Source organism: Streptomyces sp. NBC_00620 (assembly GCF_026341825.1).
Taxonomy (GTDB): Bacteria; Actinomycetota; Actinomycetes; order Streptomycetales; family Streptomycetaceae; genus Streptomyces.
Map to the genome: position 1 here is coordinate 2,253,024 of NZ_JAPENY010000003.1, position 19,173 is coordinate 2,272,196.

Below are 19,173 nucleotides of genomic sequence, written 5' to 3' on the forward strand. Positions count from 1 at the left end.
TGGACCACCAGACAATGCCTGGCGGCCTAGATGCTCCTTAGAAAGGAGGTGATCCAGCCGCACCTTCCGGTACGGCTACCTTGTTACGACTTCGTCCCAATCGCCAGTCCCACCTTCGACAGCTCCCTCCCCACAAGGGGGTTGGGCCACCGGCTTCGGGTGTTACCGACTTTCGTGACGTGACGGGCGGTGTGTACAAGGCCCGGGAACGTATTCACCGCAGCAATGCTGATCTGCGATTACTAGCAACTCCGACTTCATGGGGTCGAGTTGCAGACCCCAATCCGAACTGAGACAGGCTTTTTGAGATTCGCTCCGCCTCGCGGCATCGCAGCTCATTGTACCTGCCATTGTAGCACGTGTGCAGCCCAAGACATAAGGGGCATGATGACTTGACGTCGTCCCCACCTTCCTCCGAGTTGACCCCGGCAGTCTCCTGTGAGTCCCCATCACCCCGAAGGGCATGCTGGCAACACAGAACAAGGGTTGCGCTCGTTGCGGGACTTAACCCAACATCTCACGACACGAGCTGACGACAGCCATGCACCACCTGTACACCGACCACAAGGGGGGCACCATCTCTGATGCTTTCCGGCGTATGTCAAGCCTTGGTAAGGTTCTTCGCGTTGCGTCGAATTAAGCCACATGCTCCGCTGCTTGTGCGGGCCCCCGTCAATTCCTTTGAGTTTTAGCCTTGCGGCCGTACTCCCCAGGCGGGGAACTTAATGCGTTAGCTGCGGCACCGACGACGTGGAATGTCGCCAACACCTAGTTCCCACCGTTTACGGCGTGGACTACCAGGGTATCTAATCCTGTTCGCTCCCCACGCTTTCGCTCCTCAGCGTCAGTAATGGCCCAGAGATCCGCCTTCGCCACCGGTGTTCCTCCTGATATCTGCGCATTTCACCGCTACACCAGGAATTCCGATCTCCCCTACCACACTCTAGCCTGCCCGTATCGACTGCAGACCCGGGGTTAAGCCCCGGGCTTTCACAACCGACGCGACAAGCCGCCTACGAGCTCTTTACGCCCAATAATTCCGGACAACGCTTGCGCCCTACGTATTACCGCGGCTGCTGGCACGTAGTTAGCCGGCGCTTCTTCTGCAGGTACCGTCACTTTCGCTTCTTCCCTGCTGAAAGAGGTTTACAACCCGAAGGCCGTCATCCCTCACGCGGCGTCGCTGCATCAGGCTTTCGCCCATTGTGCAATATTCCCCACTGCTGCCTCCCGTAGGAGTCTGGGCCGTGTCTCAGTCCCAGTGTGGCCGGTCGCCCTCTCAGGCCGGCTACCCGTCGTCGCCTTGGTGAGCCACTACCTCACCAACAAGCTGATAGGCCGCGGGCTCATCCTTCACCGCCGGAGCTTTTAACCCCCACCCATGCGGGCAGGAGTGTTATCCGGTATTAGACCCCGTTTCCAGGGCTTGTCCCAGAGTGAAGGGCAGATTGCCCACGTGTTACTCACCCGTTCGCCACTAATCCACCCCGAAGGGCTTCATCGTTCGACTTGCATGTGTTAAGCACGCCGCCAGCGTTCGTCCTGAGCCAGGATCAAACTCTCCGTGAATGTTTTCCCGTAATCGGGACGACACCACGAGAGCGGAACCGAGGAGAGGAATAATCCCCACGGTCCACAGCGTCCTCGCTGATGTTTTACTTCAAAGGAACCTCGTCCCAGCCATGATGACTGGAGACGGGGTATCAACAAACTTGGCGTTGATTTTTGGCACGCTGTTGAGTTCTCAAGGAACGGACGCTTCCTTTGTACTCACCCGAGAGACTCTCTCAGGCTTTCCTCCGGGCAGTTTCCCTTCGGTCTTGCGTTTCCGACTCTATCAGACCGTTTCCCGATCCGATTTCCTCGGTGCTTTCCAGGTTTCCGCTTTCGCGTTTCCCTTTCCAGCGGCTCCGACTTTATCAGAAGTTCTGAGTCGGAATTCCCGCCCCGTTCGGGGACTGGTTCCGGCGCACGAGGCGATCCGGGTTCCCGTTCAGGCGGAGCCGTAAACGTACTGGAGCGGGGCGCCTCGATGCAAATCGAGGCGCCCCGCTCCGGGTTGGCGCGTGCGAGGGTCAGACCTCGACGACGACCGGGAGGATCATCGGGCGCCGGCGGTAGTTGTCCGAGACCCACTTGCCCAGCGTGCGGCGGATGAGCTGCTGCATCTGGTGGGGCTCGACGACGCCGTCCTGGGCCGACTTCTCCAGGACCTCCCTGACCTTCGGGATGACGTCGGTGAAGGCCGAGTCGTCGATGCCTGAGCCGCGGGCCTGGATGTGCGGGCCGCCGGTGATCTTGCCGGTGCTGGCGTCCATCACCACGAAGACCGAGATGATGCCCTCGTCGCCGAGGATGCGCCGGTCCTTGAGCGCGGGCTCGCCCACATCGCCGACCGAGAGGCCGTCGACGTACACGTATCCCGCCTGGACCTTGCCGGAGATCTTGGCCTTGCCGCCGATGAGGTCGACGACGACGCCGTCCTCGGCGATCACGATGCGGTCGTGCGGGACACCGGTGAGGGCGCCCAGCTCGGCGTTGGCCCGAAGGTGGCGCCATTCGCCGTGAACCGGCATCAGGTTCTTCGGCTTGCAGATGTTGTAGAAGTACAGGAGCTCGCCCGCGGACGCGTGGCCCGAGACGTGCACCTTGGCGTTGCCCTTGTGGACCACGTGGGCGCCCCAGCGGGTCAGGCCGTTGATGACGCGGTAGACCGCGTTCTCGTTGCCCGGGATGAGCGACGACGCGAGGATCACCGTGTCGCCCTGGACGATGCGGATCTGGTGATCGCGGTTGGCCATACGGGACAGTGCGGCCATCGGCTCGCCCTGGGACCCCGTACAGACCAGAACGATCTGGCTGTCCGGCAGGTCGTCGAGCGTCTTGACGTCGACGACGAGACCCGGCGGGACCTTCAGGTAGCCCAGGTCCCTCGCGATGCCCATGTTGCGGACCATCGAGCGACCGACGAAGGCGACCCTGCGGCCGTATTCGTGGGCCGCGTCCAGGATCTGCTGGATGCGGTGCACGTGGCTGGCGAAGCTCGCCACGATGATGCGCTTGCTGGCGCCGGCGAACACCTGGCGCAGCACGTTCGAGATGTCGCGCTCGGGCGGGACGAAGCCCGGGACCTCGGCGTTCGTCGAGTCCGAGAGGAGAAGGTCGATGCCTTCCTCGCTCAGACGCGCGAAAGCGTGCAGGTCCGTGAGGCGGCCGTCCAGCGGGAGCTGGTCCATCTTGAAGTCGCCGGTGTGGACCACCATGCCCGCAGGGGTGCGGATGGCGACCGCGAGGGCGTCCGGGATGGAGTGGTTGACCGCCACGAACTCGCAGTCGAAGGGACCGATGCGCTCTCGGTGACCCTCCGCGACTTCGAGCGTGTAGGGGCGGATGCGGTGCTCCTGGAGCTTCGCCTCGATGAGAGCGAGGGTCAGCTTGGAGCCGATGAGCGGGATGTCCGGCTTCTCGCGAAGGAGGAACGGGACACCGCCGATGTGGTCCTCGTGACCATGCGTGAGGACGATGCCCTCGATGTCGTCGAGGCGGTCCCTGATGGACGTGAAGTCCGGCAGGATCAGGTCGATTCCGGGCTGCTCCTCCTCGGGGAAGAGCACTCCGCAGTCGACGATCAGTAGGCGGCCGTCGTACTCGAAGACCGTCATGTTCCGGCCGATTTCACCGAGACCGCCGAGCGGGGTGACACGGAGGCCGCCCTTCGGGAGCTTCGGCGGGGCGCCGAGTTCAGGATGCGGATGACTCAAAAGACTCTCCTCACCACGCGCGCCACGTACCTGGCAAGGCACGTGGCGCGCGTGACGTTCGTGCAGTAGCAGTTGTCATGTGGGTTGCAGGCCCTGTGGCCTGCGTGGTCGTACATATTCAGTTGTGAAGTCTGTATTTAGAGCTGTACCCCGCCGGCGGCAAGATCGATCTTGAGCTGGGCCGTCTCCTCGGGCGACAGCTCGACCATCGGGGCGCGCAGCGGTCCGGCGGGCAGGCCCTGCAGGGTGAGCGCCGCCTTGGTCGTCATGACGCCCTGGGTGCGGAACATGCCGGTGAAGACGGGGAGCAGCTTCTGGTGGATCTCGGTGGCCTTCTGGACGTCGCCGCTCACGAAGGCGTCCACCAGGGCGCGCAGCTCCGGGGTGACGACGTGGCCGACGACGGACACGAAGCCGACCGCGCCCACGGAGAGCAGCGGCAGGTTCAGCATGTCGTCGCCGGAGTACCAGGCGAGGCCGGAGCGGGCGATGGCCCAGCTGGCCCGGCCGAGGTCACCCTTGGCGTCCTTGTTGGCGACGATACGCGGGTGCTCGGCGAGGCGCACGATGGTTTCGGTGCTGATCGGTACGCCGCTGCGGCCGGGGATGTCGTAGAGCATCACCGGCAGCTCGGTGGCGTCGGCGATGGCCGTGAAGTGCCGGTACAGGCCCTCCTGCGGGGGCTTGTTGTAGTACGGCGTCACGGTCAGCAGGGCGTGCGCGCCGGTCTTCTCGGCGGCTCGGGCGAGCTCGATGCTGTGGTGGGTGTCGTTCGTGCCGACGCCGGCGACGATGTGGGCGCGGTCGCCGACCGCCTCCAGTACGGCTCGCAGAAGATCCGCTTTCTCCGCGTCGCTGGTGGTCGGGGACTCACCGGTGGTGCCGTTGATGACCAGGCCGTCGTTGCCTGCGTCCACCAGGTGGGTTGCGAGCCGCTGCGCGCCGTCGAGGTCGAGCGCGCCGTCCGCCGTGAAGGGCGTGACCATGGCGGTGAGGACCCGCCCGAAGGGGGTCTGCGGAGTGGAGGTCGGAGCCATGGGTAATACGCTACTCGCTGCTCAACGCGGGGTCTGCCCTCGGGGCAGGCGACAAGTCGTGACAAAGGTGGAGCCCGGCACTGCCTGCTCGGGGGTTCAAGCAGTGCCGGGTCCGTTTGATCAGGCTAGATGAACTTCTCGAAATGCCGCAATACGGACACTTCGCTCGGTCCACCCGTACATCTGTGCCGGAAGGCGTGCGGAAGCGCGCTACGGCGCCACGCGCCCGTTGGCGTTGAAGGCCGCGTACGTGAGCGGCATCAGCTTCGCCCACTCCGCTTCCATCTTCTCCCCGACCATCTCGATCTCGCGCTGCGGGAAGGACGGGACCTTGGCCAGCTCATGCTGGGTGCGCAGGCCGAGGAAGTGCATCAGCGAACGGGCGTTGCAGGTGGCGTACATCGAGGAGAAAAGGCCTACCGGGAGGACCGCACGGGCGATCTCGCGGGCTACACCGGCGGCGAGCATTTCCTGATACGCCTCGTACGCCTGACGGTATGAGTCCTCCATGACGCGGCCCGTCAGCTCCTGCTGCGCGGGGGTGCCCTCGACGAAGACGTACTTGCCGGGGCGGCCCTCCTGGATCAGCTTGCGGGACTCACCCGGGACGTAGAAGACCGGCTGGAGCTCCCTGTACCGGCCCGACTCCTCGTTGTACGACCAGCCGACGCGGTGCCGCATGAACTCGCGGAACACGAAGATCGGGGCGCTGATGAGGAACGTCATCGAGTTGTGCTCGAAGGGGCTGCCGTGCCGGTCCCGCATCAAGTAGTTGAGCAGGCCCTTTGAGCGCTCCGGGTCCTTTTTCAGCTCGTCCAGCGACTGCTCACCGAGGGTCGAGACGCGGGCGGCGAACAGCACGTCCGAGTCGGACGCGGTGTGCTTGACCAGCTCGACGGTGACATCGGTGCGGAAGCTGGGCTTGAGGTCGTCGGCGGGGGTGTCGGTCACGGTGGAGAGGGTCCTTCCCATCACTGGCTCGGGCGGCGACCACTCTACGGCCCGGCACCGACAACGGGGCGTTCGGTGCCGTGCCGCGACATTAGGCGGCGAACTTCTGCGAATTCGGTGAAACTGGGCACCTCTTGGGGCTTTCGCTCGTCTGTATTGGTGACAACGATTCGTTCGAGTCCCCAGAGGAGAAGCAGTCCCCATGCTCCGTCGGCGCGAGCCCGTACCCTTCGCCTTCATCGCCGAAGCCGACCAGTTCCGCAGCAATGTCACTCCCCCGCCCCGTGAGCGTCCTTCCGCCAGTCAGCTGGTCGGCGGATGGCTGATAGGACTCACCGTGGTCGCGGGGCTCGTGGGCGCCCTGATCATCGGAATGCCCGCATTGTCACTGGACAAGTCGTCCGCAGACCAGACATCCGCGACGACGCACCAGTCCGAAGCGTCCAACGGCCGCTGACTCATCCGGACCCCCAAGGGTGGTGAGCAGGCACCCGGCTCGATAACCTCACCGGGCACAGCCCAAGTGTGGATTGAGTGAGGATCAATCGTGCCCCTGCCCTTCCTGACGGCGGACCGCGCTTTTGACGAGGTGGCGGACGACCTTGCGCTGCCCTTCGACGACCGCGACCAATGGCGGCGTCCCTACCGGCCCGGACCGTGGCGGGTGGGCGCGGCCGCGCTCGTCCTGCTGCTGGCCTCGTACGTGCTGTTCGCCGCGGTGATCATCGCGGTCACCGGAACCCCGGCCTCTGCCGCGACCTTCCTCGGCGGGGCCGCGCTCGCCATACTCTGCGCGCTGCGACTGCTGCGGGTGGGCGTCTGGGTGAGCTCGCAGGGGCTGCGCCGGGTGGGCTTCTTCCGTACGACTACGACGCCCTGGGAGCAGGTCGTCGCGGCACGGACGGTGCAGCAGCCGGTGCGCTGGCTCGGGCTGCCGCGCACCGTGCAGGGGCAGGCGCTGGTCCTCGTACGCAGGGATCGTGCGCCCGAGGACCTACCGCTGCTGCTGACCTCGCACAACGCCGACTTCCTGGCGCGTATGGAGGCCTTCGACCGGGCGGCGGACGCCATCGAGGTGTGGGCCGACGAGTACCGGCGGGCCTGAGGCTCTGCACCGACGGGAATTGCGAAGGGGCCGGTCCGCACATCGCGGGCCGGCCCCTTCGTCGTACCTCTCAGGCTTCCACCGGAGGCGTCGTACCTCTCAAGCCTCCACCGGAGGCCTGCCCTCGTGCAGTGCGATTGCTCGCTGCATCGCCTTGCGGGCGCGCGGGGTGTCGCGGGCATCGTGGTAGGCGACCGCGAGGCGGAACCAGCTGCGCCAGTCGTCCGGGGCGTCCTCGGTCTCGGCCTTGCGTTTGGCGAAGACCTCGTCGGCCGAGTCGCGGTCGATGCGACCGCCCGCCGTGCGCTTCAACTCGTCGACGGGCAGGCCGCCTTCGGCGTCGAGTTCGGCGGCGAGGCGGTTGGCCTTGCGGACGAACTCGGTGTTCTTCCAGAGGAACCAGACGCCGATGACCGGCAGGATCAGCACCGCGACACCGAAGGTGACGGTGAGGAGCGTGCCGGCCTGGATGAGCAGGACGCCACGCCAGCCGACCAGCACGAAGTAGGCGACCAGGACGGCCGCCGTGATGGCGTATGTGATCTTCGCGCGCATGGCTTCTAGTTCAGGTCCAGGAAGTGTTCCAGGCCGAAGGTGAGGCCCGGAGTCGTGACCACGCGGCGGGCGCCGAGCAGGATGCCCGGCATGAAGCTGCTGTGGTGGAGGGAGTCGTGGCGGATGGTGAGGGTCTCGCCCTCGCCGCCGAGCAGGACCTCCTGGTGGGCGAGGAGGCCCCGGAGGCGTACGGCGTGCACGGGGACCCCGTCGACGTTCGCGCCGCGGGCGCCGTCCAGAGCCGTGACCGTGGCGTCGGGCTGCGGAGCGCTGCCCGCGCGCTCCCGGGCCGCGGCGATGAGCTGGGCGGTGCGCGTGGCGGTGCCACTGGGGGCGTCCACCTTGTTCGGGTGATGCAGTTCGACGACCTCGACGGACTCGAAGTACGGCGCGGCCACCTCGGCGAACTTCATGGTCAGTACGGCGCCGATGGAGAAGTTGGGCGCGATGAGCACGCCCGTCTCCGGGGAGCCGGACAGCCAGGTCCTCAGCTGCGCGAGGCGCTCGTCGGTCCAGCCCGTGGTGCCGACCACGGCGTGGATGCCGTGCCGTACGCAGAAGTCGAGGTTGTCCATCACCGAGGCCGGCGTGGTCAGTTCGACGGCGACCTGGGCGCCGGTCTCGGTCAGCGTCTCCAGCTTGTCGCCCCGGCCGAGCGCGGCCACCAGCTCCATGTCCTCGGCGGCCTCGACGGCTCGTACCGCCTCGGCTCCGATACGGCCCTTCGCACCGAGGACCGCCACGCGCAGCTTGCTCATCTTCTTGCTTCCTTAGTCGAGGACGGTCGAAGGCTCAGGCGACCGCGTCGTGCAGACGGGACGCCTGCTTGTCCTTGAGCGGTCCGATGACCGACAACGAGGGCCGCTGTCCCAGGATGTCGTGGGCGACCGAGCGGACCTCGTCCGGGGTGACCGAAGCGATCCGGACCAGCATGTCGTCGACGGACATCTGCTCGCCCCAGCACAGTTCGCTCTTGCCGATACGGTTCATCAGCGCGCCGGTGTCCTCGAGGCCGAGGACGGTGGAGCCCTGGAGCTGGCCGATGGCGCGGCCGATCTCGTCGTCCGAGAGGCCGTGTTCGGCGACGTGGTCGAGCTCGTCGCGGCAGATCTTGAGCACGTCGTGGACCTGGCTCGGGCGGCAGCCCGCGTACACGCCGAAGAGGCCGCAGTCGGCGAAGCCCGAGGTGTACGAGTACACGCTGTAGGCCAGGCCGCGCTTCTCGCGGACCTCCTGGAAGAGGCGGGAGGACATGCCGCCGCCGAGGGCGGTGTTCAGCACGCCGAGCGCCCAGCGACGCTCGTCGGTGCGGGACAGGCCCGGCATGCCGAGGACGACATGGGCCTGCTCGGTCTTGCGGCCGAGCAGTTCGACACGGCCCGCGGTACGGATGGCGCGGCTGCCCTCGCGCGGCGCGAACGGCGTGGCGTCGGGGCCCTTGAGGGCGCCCGCCTTCTCGAAGGCGGCGCGGACCTGGCGTACGACCTTGTTGTGGTCGACGTTGCCCGCGCAGGCCACGACGAGGTGCGTCGGGTCGTAGTGCTTCTTGTAGAAGCGGCGGATGCGGTCGGCGGTGAGGGCGTTGACCGTGTCGACCGTGCCGAGGACCGGGCGGCCGAGGGGGGTGTCGCCGAGCATGGTGTGCGCGAACAGGTCGTGCACGCAGTCGCCCGGGTCGTCCTCGGTCATCGCGATCTCTTCGAGGATCACACCGCGCTCGGCGTCCACGTCCGCCTGCTCGATCAGCGAGCCGGTGAGCATGTCGCACACGACGTCGATGGCGAGTGGGAGGTCGGTGTCGAGCACGCGTGCGTAGTAGCACGTGTACTCCTTCGCCGTGAACGCGTTCATCTCGCCGCCGACCGCGTCGATGGCGGAGGAGATGTCCAGCGCGGACCGGCGCTGGGTGCCCTTGAAGAGCAGGTGCTCCAGGTAGTGCGTCGCGCCGTTCAGCGTCGGCGTCTCGTCGCGGGAGCCGACGTGCGCCCAGATGCCGAAGGTGGCGGAGCGGACGGAGGGAAGGGTCTCGGTGACGATGCGCAGGCCGCCGGGGAGGGTGGTCTTGCGGACCGTACCGATGCCGTTCTCGCCCTTGATGAGGGTTTGGGTACGGGCGACGGCCCGCGCCTCGGAAGAGGTGCGGGCCGTCGCCGTGGAGCTGCTTGACGTCACTTGTCGGTGTCGTCCTTCTTGTCGTCGCCCTCTTCGCCCTCGACCACGGGGATCAGGGAGAGCTTGCCGCGGGAGTCGATCTCGGCGATCTCGACCTGGACCTTGGAGCCCACGGCGAGTACGTCCTCGACGTTCTCCACGCGCTTGCCGCCGGCGAGCTTGCGGATCTGCGAGATGTGCAGCAGTCCGTCCTTGCCCGGGAGCAGCGACACGAACGCACCGAAGGTGGTGGTCTTGACGACCGTACCCAGGTAGCGCTCGCCGACCTCCGGCATGGTCGGGTTGGCGATCGAGTTGATCGTGGCGCGCGCGGCCTCGGCCTGCGAGCCCTGCTGGGCACCGATGTAGATCGTGCCGTCGTCCTCGATCGTGATGTCGGCGCCGGTGTCCTCCTGGATCTGGTTGATCATCTTGCCCTTCGGGCCGATGACCTCACCGATCTTGTCCACGGGGATCTTGACCGTGATGATCCGCGGGGCGTTCGGGGACATCTCGTCCGGCGTGTCGATCGCTTCCATCATCACGTCGAGGATGTGGAGGCGGGCGTCGCGGGCCTGCTTCAGGGCCGCGGCCAGGACGGAGGCCGGGATGCCGTCCAGCTTGGTGTCGAGCTGGAGGGCGGTGACGAACTCCTTGGTGCCGGCGACCTTGAAGTCCATGTCACCGAAGGCGTCCTCCGCACCGAGGATGTCGGTGAGGGCGACGTAGTGCGTCTGGCCGTCGATCTCCTGGGAGATCAGACCCATGGCGATACCGGCGACGGCGGCCTTGAGGGGCACGCCGGCGTTGAGCAGCGACATGGTGGAGGCGCAGACCGAGCCCATGGACGTCGAGCCGTTGGAGCCGAGGGCCTCGGACACCTGACGGATCGCGTAGGGGAACTCCTCGCGCGTCGGCAGGACCGGCACGATCGCGCGCTCGGCGAGCGCGCCGTGGCCGATCTCGCGGCGCTTCGGGGAGCCGACGCGGCCGGTCTCACCGACGGAGTACGGCGGGAAGTTGTAGTTGTGCATGTAGCGCTTGCGGGTCACCGGGGAGAGGGTGTCCAGCTGCTGCTCCATGCGGAGCATGTTGAGGGTGGTGACGCCCAGGATCTGGGTCTCGCCACGCTCGAACAGCGCCGAGCCGTGCACGCGCGGGATGGCCTCGACCTCGGCGGCGAGCGTACGAATGTCCGTGACGCCTCGGCCGTCGATGCGGACCTTGTCCTTGATGACGCGCTCGCGCACCAGGGACTTGGTCAGCGAGCGGTACGCGGCGGAGATCTCCTTCTCGCGACCCTCGAACTGCGGGAGCAGCTTCTCGGCGGCGATCTCCTTGACGCGGTCCAGCTCGGCCTCGCGGTCCTGCTTGCCGGCGATGGTGAGCGCCTGGGAGAGCTCGCTCTTGACCGCGGCGGTGAGGGCCTCCAGGACGTCGTCCTGGTAGTCGAGGAAGACCGGGAACTCGCCGGTCGGCTTCGCGGCCTTCGCGGCGAGGTCGGCCTGAGCCCTGCAGAGCACCTTGATAAAGGGCTTCGCGGCGTCCAGACCAGCGGCTACGACCTCTTCGGTCGGCGCCTCGGCGCCGCCCGCGACCAGCTGGATGGTCTTCTCGGTGGCCTCGGCCTCGACCATCATGATCGCGACGTCGCCGTCCTCCAGGGCGCGGCCCGCGACGACCATGTCGAAGACGGCGTCCTCGAGCTCGGTGTGCGTCGGGAACGCGACCCACTGGCCGTTGATCAGCGCGACGCGGACGCCGCCGATCGGGCCGGAGAAGGGCAGACCGGCCAGCTGAGTGGACGCGGAGGCGGCGTTGATCGCCACGACGTCGTACAGGTGGTCGGGGTTGAGCGCCATGATCGTCGCGACGACCTGGATCTCGTTGCGCAGGCCCTTCTTGAAGGACGGGCGCAGCGGGCGGTCGATCAGGCGACAGGTGAGGATCGCGTCCTCGGAGGGACGGCCCTCGCGGCGGAAGAAGCTGCCGGGGATCTTGCCGGCGGCGTACATCCGCTCCTCGACGTCCACCGTGAGGGGGAAGAAGTCGAGATTTTCCTTGGGCTTCTTGGAAGCGGTGGTGGCCGACAGCACCATGGTGTCGTCGTCCAGGTACGCGACGGCGGAGCCGGCGGCCTGCCTGGCCAGCCTGCCCGTCTCGAAGCGGATGGTGCGGGTGCCGAAGGAACCGTTGTCGATAACGGCCTCGGCGTAGTGGGTCTCGTTCTCCACTAGCGTTTTCTCCTCGTCTTCGTCCCGTCCTGCCCGTGTGGCAGGGGGACGGTGGCGGAGAAGCGCTCCTTCTGGTGCTGGCCGGTCTTCGATCGAAGCACCCGGGTTCGCATTTTCCCGGGGGCCACTACCGAGGACCGGCGGCGGCGAGGTGCGCTTCTCCTCGTTCAGTTTCGTGACGGTGCCCTACCCGGCGGGCAGGGCTTCATCACGCTGTGTCGTACGGGCTTGTGCCGTACGTGCTGTGTCATGCGTATTGCGTTGTGCTACCACACTACAAAGCGTCAGTGACACTCCGCACGTAGAGCGTGTACTGCGATCCGCCCGCAGACCACGTGGAGCGGTCCGTACGCGGGGCGCAAACAGCAAAAGGAGCGGCCCCCTAGAAGTGGGAACCGCTCCCTTCACGGCGTCTTACTTGGCGCCCGCCGCACCGCGGCGGATGCCCAGGCGGTCGACCAGCGCACGGAAGCGCTGGATGTCCTTCTTGGCGAGGTACTGCAGCAGGCGACGGCGCTGACCGACCAGGATCAGCAGACCACGGCGGGAGTGGTGGTCGTGCTTGTGGGTCTTGAGGTGCTCGGTCAGGTCCGAGATCCGGCGCGAAAGCATGGCGACCTGGACCTCGGGGGAGCCGGTGTCGCCCTCCTTCTGACCGAACTCGCTGATGAGCTGCTTCTTCGTTGCGGCGTCGAGCGACACGCGTACTCCTCGTAGTCTGTGATGTGCCACCGAGTGCCCCTGGTCCACATCTCAGGGGAGCTTCCGATACTCGGAGGCGGAATCCGCCGGGCGCGGCCTCCGGAGCGGTGAGCTCTGGGGGTGCGTACACAAGCGGCCGTTACACAGGGTACCAGCCTGGCGGGACGCGTTTGCCCGGAGGCCGGGTCCCCGGAACCCCGCGATCACAGCCGCCGCCGAACAGGAACGGTACATCGCCGTGCAGGTGCAGGCCGGGGTCGTGACCTGCTCGTTTCCCCGTACGGAACACGCTCTGCCAAGTAGGGTGAACGCACAGTTCGTTCGCGTGTCAGGAAGGGGCCGTCGCACCATGGCCGAGGGACAGGACAACGACGTCGAGACGCAGGCCGAGGACGTCAAGGCGCGCAAGGAGCGGGAGAAGAACGAGCTCTACGCCCTCGACATCTCCGGCGTCGAGTGGCAGAGCGCGCCGGGTACCGAGGAGCACGAGGAGCGCGTCGAGATCGCGTATCTGCCGGAGGGGGCCGTGGCCATGCGGTCGTCGCTCGACCCCGACACCGTGCTTCGGTACACGGAGGCGGAGTGGCAGGCGTTCGTGCTCGGGGCGCGGGACGGGGAGTTCGATCTGGAGCCCGCGCCGCACAACGGTGGCGTGCCGGCCGAGTAGCCGGGGAGGGGGGTTGGTGTCGGTCGGGGTGGCGCCGCGTCCGCGGTAGGTCGGGCGGCGCCTGGTGGATAGCGTGAGTGTGACGGTCCCCTTCTACGGTGATCGTGCGGTCCCATGACGGCAGTCGGTACTGACGCCGAGACCGGATTGTTGGGTACGCCACGCAGGGTGGACCGATCCGACACAAACTCCGCCAGGAATGGGGGGTTTGAGACCGTTTCAGACCTTCTTCTGTTCGACTTGTTCACCACTATCGCCCGGTTTATTCATCGTTGGGGAGAGCGTTTACGCCACCTCTGGGCAGGATGTGTCGTAGTGGGCAGCAGCGGTGGGGTGGACGGGCCTGCCGTACTGACAGTCGTGGTGATTAGGCTGGGACCGGGCGCGACGCCAGACCCGTGCACGGCCGCCCGCGTCCAGGGGGAGAGCCGGGTGAATCGGTCGACCTCGGACAGCTTCGGACGACTTCGCACGACAAGAGACGGTCGCCCCGGCACGGCATGAGGGTGCTCGACCACACCAGGAGGAATTGTGAACAGCGATCGGGACGGGAACCGCGGGGGCTGGGCCACACCCGGCGATGACCACTCCGACGCGGAGTCCGCCGTCGAGACGACGGGCGAGTTCACTATCGACTACGCGCCGCCGGCCTGGTACACGCAGAACGCGTCGGGGGGTTCGGGGGCTTCGGGGGGCACGGAGGGTTCGGACGAGGAGTCCTCGGAGCCGGAGCCCGAGCCCGAGCGCCAGCCCGAGCCCGAGCCCGCGACGGCGGAGCCGAGTCCTCCCGCCGCGCTGCCTGGGCCGGGTGCCGGTGGGCCGACGGCTCTGCCGAACTTCTCCGCGGGTGGGTTTCAGGCACAGTGGTCGCCGCCGCCTGCCGCCGTTCCGGCTCCGCCGGTCGTCGCTTCTTCCGGCGAGGGTGGGGGCGAGGCGGACGCCGACTCCGATAACGGGGATCTTGAGAGTGGCGCCACAATGCGGATCTCTCCTGTCGCTCTGAAGCGTGAATTCGCGGAGCGGGCTGGTGCGTCTCCGGCGCCGGATCCGGTACCGGCTTCGGCTGAGGTTGTGGTCGAACCTGAGGTCGTGGTCACCCCGTCGGTCGAGCCCGAAGCGGAGCCCGAGCCCGAAGCAGAGTCCGAGTCCGAGTCCGAGTCCGAGGAGACCTTCTCGGCGGACGCGGAGGACGGCGCCGGCAACGACGTAGACCCGGACGAAGAAGTCGAGACCGAGGCCGAAGTGGCCGCCTCCGACGCGGGTGATGCGTCCGACGAGGCGGTTGCCCCGGAAGCTGCGGACATCGCAGACGTTGTGGAACTGCACGCCACAGCCGACGACGATGCGGCCGACGACGACGTGCCCCCGGGGCCCGACGCAGCGGACACCGAGCCCCAGGATGCCGACGCTCAGGACGTTCAGCCTCAGGACACGAAGCTCCATGACGCGGAGCCTCACGACGCCGCGCCCCAGGACGTAGAACCCGAAGCCGTATCCGACGCGGCTGATGCCGTTCAGGACGCTCCCCCCGCGTGGGCTCCGCCGCCGTTGCCCCAGGGTGGGCTGCCTCCGTTGCCGCCCGCCTATCAGCCTGCGGCACCCGCCCCCGCCGCGCAGTGGCCGGCGTCCACCGAACCCGCGGCGGCCGACGCCGCTCAGGCGCCGGTCCCGCCCCAGACGCATGCGGCCGCACCGGCACCGGGCCAGCCGTTCCAGCCGCCGGCACCGGCCCCTGCACCCGGCCGGCCGTTCCAGCAGGCCCCGCCCCCCACCACCCCCCAGCCGGGCCAGCCGTTCCAACCGCCCGCCCCCCAGCCCGCGGCACCGGCGTGGCCCTCCCCCAGCGCGCCCGTTTCCACCGGCCCGGCGCATGCACCCGCGCCGGTGTACCCGCCCGCCGCCGAGAACCCGATTCCGGCGCCGCCGCAGGCTCCGGCTCCCGTACCGCAGGGCAGTTACGGGTTCCCGCAGCCCAGCGTTCCGGCCCCGAGCCCCACCCCGCAGGGCAGCTACGGATTCCCGCAGCCCGGCGCCCCCGCGCCTGCCCCCGGTCCGGCTCCGGCGGCGCCCAACCCGCCTGCACCGCAAGCCGGTTACGGATTCCCGCAGCCTGGAGCACCCGCAGTCCCGCAGCCCCCGGCCCCGCAGCCGGGATACGGCTTCCCTCCGCAGCAGCCCGCGCCGCAGGCCGGTTACGGCTTCCCGAACCAGCCGCCCGCCCCGCAGGCACCCAACTCCCCCGCACCACAAGCGGGTTACGGCTTCCCGAACCAGCCCGCGCAGCCCACGCAGCCCGTACCCCCCGCCGACCCGCGTCCCCCGCTCCCGCCGACGCAGGCGCCCCCGCCGTACCCGCAGCAGGGGCAGCCGCAACCGCAGCCGGGCCAACCGCCCGCGCCGCAGCAGTACGAGGCACAGCCCCCGCAGGGTCCCGCCGTTCCGCCCGCCCCGCAGGCGCACGCGCCGGTCGACCCCCGTGCCGGAACGGCCTGGCCGCAGCCCGTGCAGCACGACCAGCGCCAGCCCACCAACCCCGGTGCCGCCCCTCTCGGGTACACGGCGGCCGTGGAGCTCTCCTCCGACCGGCTGCTCAACAACAAGAGGCAGAAGGCCAAGAGCGGTCGTCCGGCTGCAGCGTCCTCGCGGTTCAAGCTCGGGGGGAAGAAGGAGGAGGCCGAACGGCAGCGGAAGCTGGACCTGATCCGGACGCCGGTGCTGTCGTGCTACCGGATCGCCGTCATCAGCCTCAAGGGCGGTGTGGGCAAGACGACCACGACCACCGCGCTCGGGTCGACGCTGGCCACCGAGCGGCAGGACAAGATCCTCGCGATCGACGCCAACCCGGACGCGGGCACGCTCGGGCGCCGTGTGCGCCGCGAGACCGGGGCCACCATCCGTGACCTCGTCCAGGCGATCCCGTACCTCAACTCGTACATGGACATCAGGCGGTTCACGTCCCAGGCGGCCTCCGGCCTGGAGATCATCGCCAATGACGTCGACCCGGCCGTGTCGACCGCGTTCAACGACGAGGACTACCGGCGCGCGATCGACGTACTGGGCAAGCAGTACCCGATCATCCTGACCGACTCCGGCACGGGTCTGCTGTACAGCGCCATGCGCGGTGTGCTCGACCTCGCCGACCAGCTCATCATCATCTCCACGCCGTCGGTCGACGGTGCGAGCAGCGCCAGTACGACGTTGGACTGGCTGTCGGCGCACGGGTACGCGGATCTCGTCTCCCGGTCCATCACCGTCATCTCGGGTGTGCGGGAGACCGGCAAGATGATCAAGGTGGAGGACATCGTCTCCCACTTCGAGACGCGGTGCCGGGGCGTCATCACCGTGCCCTTCGACGAGCACCTGGCCGCGGGCGCCGAGGTCGACCTCGACATGATGCGGCCCAAGGTCCGGGAGGCGTACTTCAACCTCTCCGCGATGGTGGCCGAGGACATCGCGCGCCACCAGCAGTCCCACGGGCTCTGGACGTCGGACGGCAACCCGCCGCCGGTGGCCGCGCCGCCGCTGCCCGGTCAGCAGTACCAGCAGGGGCCGGGGCAGCAGTATCAGCAGGCCCCGGGCCAGCCGGCCCCCGGACAGCCGGCACCGGGTCAGGCCCCGCCCGCTCCCCAGCCCCCGCAGCAGCCTCACCCTGGGCAGCCGTATCCGCCGCAGCCCGGTCAGCCCTACCCGCCGCACCCCGGTCAGGGCTACCCCCAACAGCCCGGACAGGGCTACCCGCAGCAACCGGGACAGGCCTATCCGCCGCCGCAGGGACAGCCGTACCCCCAGCCCGGTCAACCCTTCCAGCCGCCGGCACCCCCTCAGCAGTAACCCGATCGGCCCCTTTCGGGGGACCGATTCCCGCCTGGGCCCGCATCGTCTTCGTACGGTGCGGGCCCTACGCGTATCCATGGGCGTTTCCCGCCGTCAGGCCCCCACCAGGAGGGCTTCAGCGGTCTGAACCAATGAGCGAAAAATCCGCGTCAACTCGTTATTTCCGCAGGCCACATGGGGTTCATGCGCCGTTGACTCGCGGAGACCGCCGCTGGTAGACACACACACCAACCCCGCCGGCGTCTCCCCGATCAACGTGGTCCAGCAGTTCGACAAGCCATCCCTGTGCGAGCGATGACGCGAGGTCACCGACCCATGAACCGACCCATGAACAGACAGCATCAGCACGGCAGAAGGCTCCTGCGGCTCATTGCCGCCGCGGGCGCCGCGGCGCTCACCCTCACCGCCGGTCTCGCGACCCCACTCAACCCGGCTCCCCAGCAGGCGCAGGCCAAGGCGGACAAGAACGTCCTCACCGTCGCGGTCGCGCAGAGCGTCGACTCGCTGAGCCCGTTCCTGGCGAGCCGTCTGGTCAGTACGAGCATTCACCGGCTCATGTACGAGTACCTGACCAACTACGACCCCGCGGACAACCACGCGATCCCGGGACTCGCCACCAAGTGGGAACCCTCGGCGGACAAGCTCACCTGGACCTACACGATCCGCTCCGACTCCAAGTGGTCGGACGGCGAGCAGGCCACCGCCGAGGACGCGGCCTGGACCTTCAACAAGATGATGACCGACGACGGCGCGGCCACGGCCAACGGCAGTTTCGTCGGCAACTTCAAGAAGGTCACGGCCCCCAGCCCCACCGAACTCGTCATCGAGCTGAAGAAGCCGCAGGCCACCATGGCCGCGCTCGACGTACCGATCGTGCCCAAACACGTCTGGGAGAAGGTCGGGGACTTCTCGAAGTTCAACAACGACAAGAGCTTCCCCGTCGTCGGCAACGGACCGTTCATCCTCACCGACTACAAGGCCGACAGCTACGTACGACTCAAGGCCAACAAGAGCTTCTGGCGCGGCTCGCCCAAGTTCGACGAGCTGGTCTTCAAGTACTACAAGGACAACGATGCCGCCGTCGCCGCCCTGCAGAAGGGCGAGGTGTCCTTCACCTTCGGTCTGACGCCCGCTCAGGCGGCCACCCTCGGCACCCAGAAGAACATCAAGGTCAACGACGCGCCGGGCCGCCGCTTCTACGCGCTCGCCGTCAACCCGGGCGCCCAGGCCAAGAACGGGCAGAAGTTCGGCGACGGGCACGAGTCACTGCTCGACGAGAAGGTGCGGCAGGCGCTGTTCATGGCCGTCGACCGCAAAGCCCTCCTCGACAAGGTCTTCCAGGGCCACGCGGTCGAGGGCGCCGGATACATCCCGCCGCGCTTCGCGGAGTACTTCTGGAAGCCGTCCGCGAGCCAGGTCCTGTCGTACGACCCTGCAAAGGCGGCCCAACTCCTCGACCAGGCGGGCTACAAGAAGAACGGTGACGGCAAGCGCGTCGGCAAGAACGGCAAGCCGATCGACTACCGCGTCCTGTGCCACGCCACCGACCCGAACGACAAGGCGGTCGGACAGTACCTGAAGGAGTGGTGGGGCGATCTCGGCATAGGGGTCACCCTCAACTGCCTGGACAATGTGACCGATCCCTGGCTCGCGGGCACGTACGACCTCGCCTTCGACGGCTGGTCCGCCAACCCCGACCCCGACTTCCTCCTGTCGATCCAGACCTGCGGCGCGCTCCCGACGACCCCCAAGGACACGGGTGCGACCGACAACTTCATCTGCGACAGGCAGTTCGACGACCTGTACGGGCAGCAGCTCGCCGAGTACGACACCGCCAAACGGGCGGATCTCGTCAAGCAGATGCAGTCGCGGCTGTACGACACCGGGTACATGAACGTCATGGCGTACCCGAACGCGGTCGAGGCCTACCGCACCGACCAGATCGGGTCGATCGAGACGATGCCCAAGGCCGCGGGCAACATCTACGGCCAGGACGGTTACTGGAGCTGGTGGTCGGCGGTTCCGGCGGCCTCCTCCGGTGAGTCCTCCGACGGTTCGAGCTCGACGGGGGTCATCATCGGCATCGTCGCGGGCGTCGCCGTCCTCGTGGGCGCCGGGGCGTTCTTCGCGATGCGGCGCCGCTCGACCGCCGAGGACCGCGAGTAGCCCCGCGCAC

General features: G+C 67.7%; 13 protein-coding genes and 1 rRNA gene. 5 read left to right on the forward strand and 9 right to left on the reverse strand.

Annotated elements, in window-relative coordinates; translation table 11 throughout:
* Nucleotides 1–41: 41 nt before the first annotated feature.
* From OG246_RS41005 to thyX, 4 genes are all read right to left on the reverse strand, one after another.
* A 16S ribosomal RNA gene (locus OG246_RS41005) occupies nucleotides 42–1,569 on the reverse strand.
* A gap of 506 nt (nucleotides 1,570–2,075) precedes the next feature.
* On the reverse strand, nucleotides 2,076–3,761 hold the full coding sequence (locus tag OG246_RS41010; protein WP_266474420.1) for a ribonuclease J: 1,686 nt from the start codon (nucleotides 3,759–3,761) through the stop codon (nucleotides 2,076–2,078).
* Nucleotides 3,762–3,898: 137 nt separating this feature from the next.
* A complete protein-coding gene (dapA, locus tag OG246_RS41015; RefSeq protein WP_266474422.1) occupies nucleotides 3,899–4,798 on the reverse strand; it encodes a 4-hydroxy-tetrahydrodipicolinate synthase in 900 nt (299 codons plus the stop codon).
* A 210-nt stretch (nucleotides 4,799–5,008) separates the two neighbouring features.
* A complete protein-coding gene (gene thyX / locus OG246_RS41020; RefSeq protein WP_266474424.1) occupies nucleotides 5,009–5,749 on the reverse strand; it encodes an FAD-dependent thymidylate synthase in 741 nt (246 codons plus the stop codon).
* Nucleotides 5,750–5,951: 202 nt separating this feature from the next.
* On the opposite strand from thyX, the gene OG246_RS41025 reads away from it, so the two are divergent.
* Entirely contained in the window at nucleotides 5,952–6,206 is a 255-nt protein-coding gene (locus OG246_RS41025) for a hypothetical protein (RefSeq protein ID WP_266474425.1), read from the forward strand.
* A 90-nt stretch (nucleotides 6,207–6,296) separates the two neighbouring features.
* The gene (locus OG246_RS41030; protein WP_266474428.1) at nucleotides 6,297–6,854 is read left to right on the forward strand and encodes a PH domain-containing protein; all 558 of its coding nucleotides are present in this window, start codon (nucleotides 6,297–6,299) and stop codon (nucleotides 6,852–6,854) included.
* A gap of 99 nt (nucleotides 6,855–6,953) precedes the next feature.
* Here OG246_RS41030 and OG246_RS41035 read toward each other — a convergent pair whose 3' ends face one another.
* The 5 genes from OG246_RS41035 to rpsO form a co-directional block, all read right to left on the reverse strand.
* Entirely contained in the window at nucleotides 6,954–7,409 is a 456-nt protein-coding gene (locus OG246_RS41035; RefSeq protein WP_266474430.1) for a hypothetical protein, read from the reverse strand.
* Between the two features lie 5 nt (nucleotides 7,410–7,414).
* On the reverse strand, nucleotides 7,415–8,167 hold the full coding sequence (gene dapB, locus OG246_RS41040; protein WP_266474432.1) for a 4-hydroxy-tetrahydrodipicolinate reductase: 753 nt from the start codon (nucleotides 8,165–8,167) through the stop codon (nucleotides 7,415–7,417).
* Nucleotides 8,168–8,201: 34 nt separating this feature from the next.
* On the reverse strand, nucleotides 8,202–9,581 hold the full coding sequence (locus OG246_RS41045) for a pitrilysin family protein (RefSeq protein ID WP_266474434.1): 1,380 nt from the start codon (nucleotides 9,579–9,581) through the stop codon (nucleotides 8,202–8,204).
* Entirely contained in the window at nucleotides 9,578–11,794 is a 2,217-nt protein-coding gene (locus OG246_RS41050) for a polyribonucleotide nucleotidyltransferase (RefSeq protein WP_266474436.1), read from the reverse strand. The genes OG246_RS41045 and OG246_RS41050 overlap by 4 nt, the downstream gene beginning before the upstream one ends.
* 414 nt (nucleotides 11,795–12,208) lie before the next feature.
* Nucleotides 12,209–12,496 carry a 30S ribosomal protein S15 gene (gene rpsO / locus OG246_RS41055; protein WP_019064787.1) on the reverse strand — a complete coding sequence of 96 codons (288 nt, stop codon included), beginning with the start codon at nucleotides 12,494–12,496 and terminating at the stop codon, nucleotides 12,209–12,211.
* Nucleotides 12,497–12,845: 349 nt separating this feature from the next.
* Here rpsO and OG246_RS41060 point away from each other — a divergent pair, with 349 nt between their 5' ends.
* The 3 genes from OG246_RS41060 (at nucleotide 12,846) to OG246_RS41070 (ending at nucleotide 19,163) form a co-directional block, all read left to right on the forward strand.
* Complete coding sequence (locus OG246_RS41060) at nucleotides 12,846–13,163, forward strand: DUF397 domain-containing protein (protein WP_266474437.1); 318 nt, start codon at nucleotides 12,846–12,848, stop codon at nucleotides 13,161–13,163.
* A gap of 531 nt (nucleotides 13,164–13,694) precedes the next feature.
* Nucleotides 13,695–16,994: an SCO5717 family growth-regulating ATPase gene (locus OG246_RS41065; protein ID WP_266474451.1), complete on the forward strand. Its 3,300-nt coding sequence runs from the start codon at nucleotides 13,695–13,697 to the stop codon at nucleotides 16,992–16,994.
* A gap of 330 nt (nucleotides 16,995–17,324) precedes the next feature.
* Complete coding sequence (locus OG246_RS41070) at nucleotides 17,325–19,163, forward strand: ABC transporter substrate-binding protein (RefSeq protein WP_266474452.1); 1,839 nt, start codon at nucleotides 17,325–17,327, stop codon at nucleotides 19,161–19,163.
* The last annotated feature ends 10 nt before the right edge of the window (nucleotides 19,164–19,173 follow it).

Bases quoted from the DNA above. Each gene is read 5' to 3' on its own strand.
- dapA (WP_266474422.1), bottom strand. From the start codon at position 4,798: ATGGCTCCGACCTCCACTCCGCAGACCCCCTTCGGGCGGGTCCTCACC.
- dapB (WP_266474432.1), bottom strand. From the start codon at position 8,167: ATGAGCAAGCTGCGCGTGGCGGTCCTCGGTGCGAAGGGCCGTATCGGA.
- OG246_RS41025 (WP_266474425.1), top strand. From the start codon at position 5,952: ATGCTCCGTCGGCGCGAGCCCGTACCCTTCGCCTTCATCGCCGAAGCC.
- OG246_RS41035 (WP_266474430.1), bottom strand. From the start codon at position 7,409: ATGCGCGCGAAGATCACATACGCCATCACGGCGGCCGTCCTGGTCGCC.
- OG246_RS41070 (WP_266474452.1), top strand. From the start codon at position 17,325: ATGAACAGACAGCATCAGCACGGCAGAAGGCTCCTGCGGCTCATTGCC.
- OG246_RS41060 (WP_266474437.1), top strand. From the start codon at position 12,846: ATGGCCGAGGGACAGGACAACGACGTCGAGACGCAGGCCGAGGACGTC.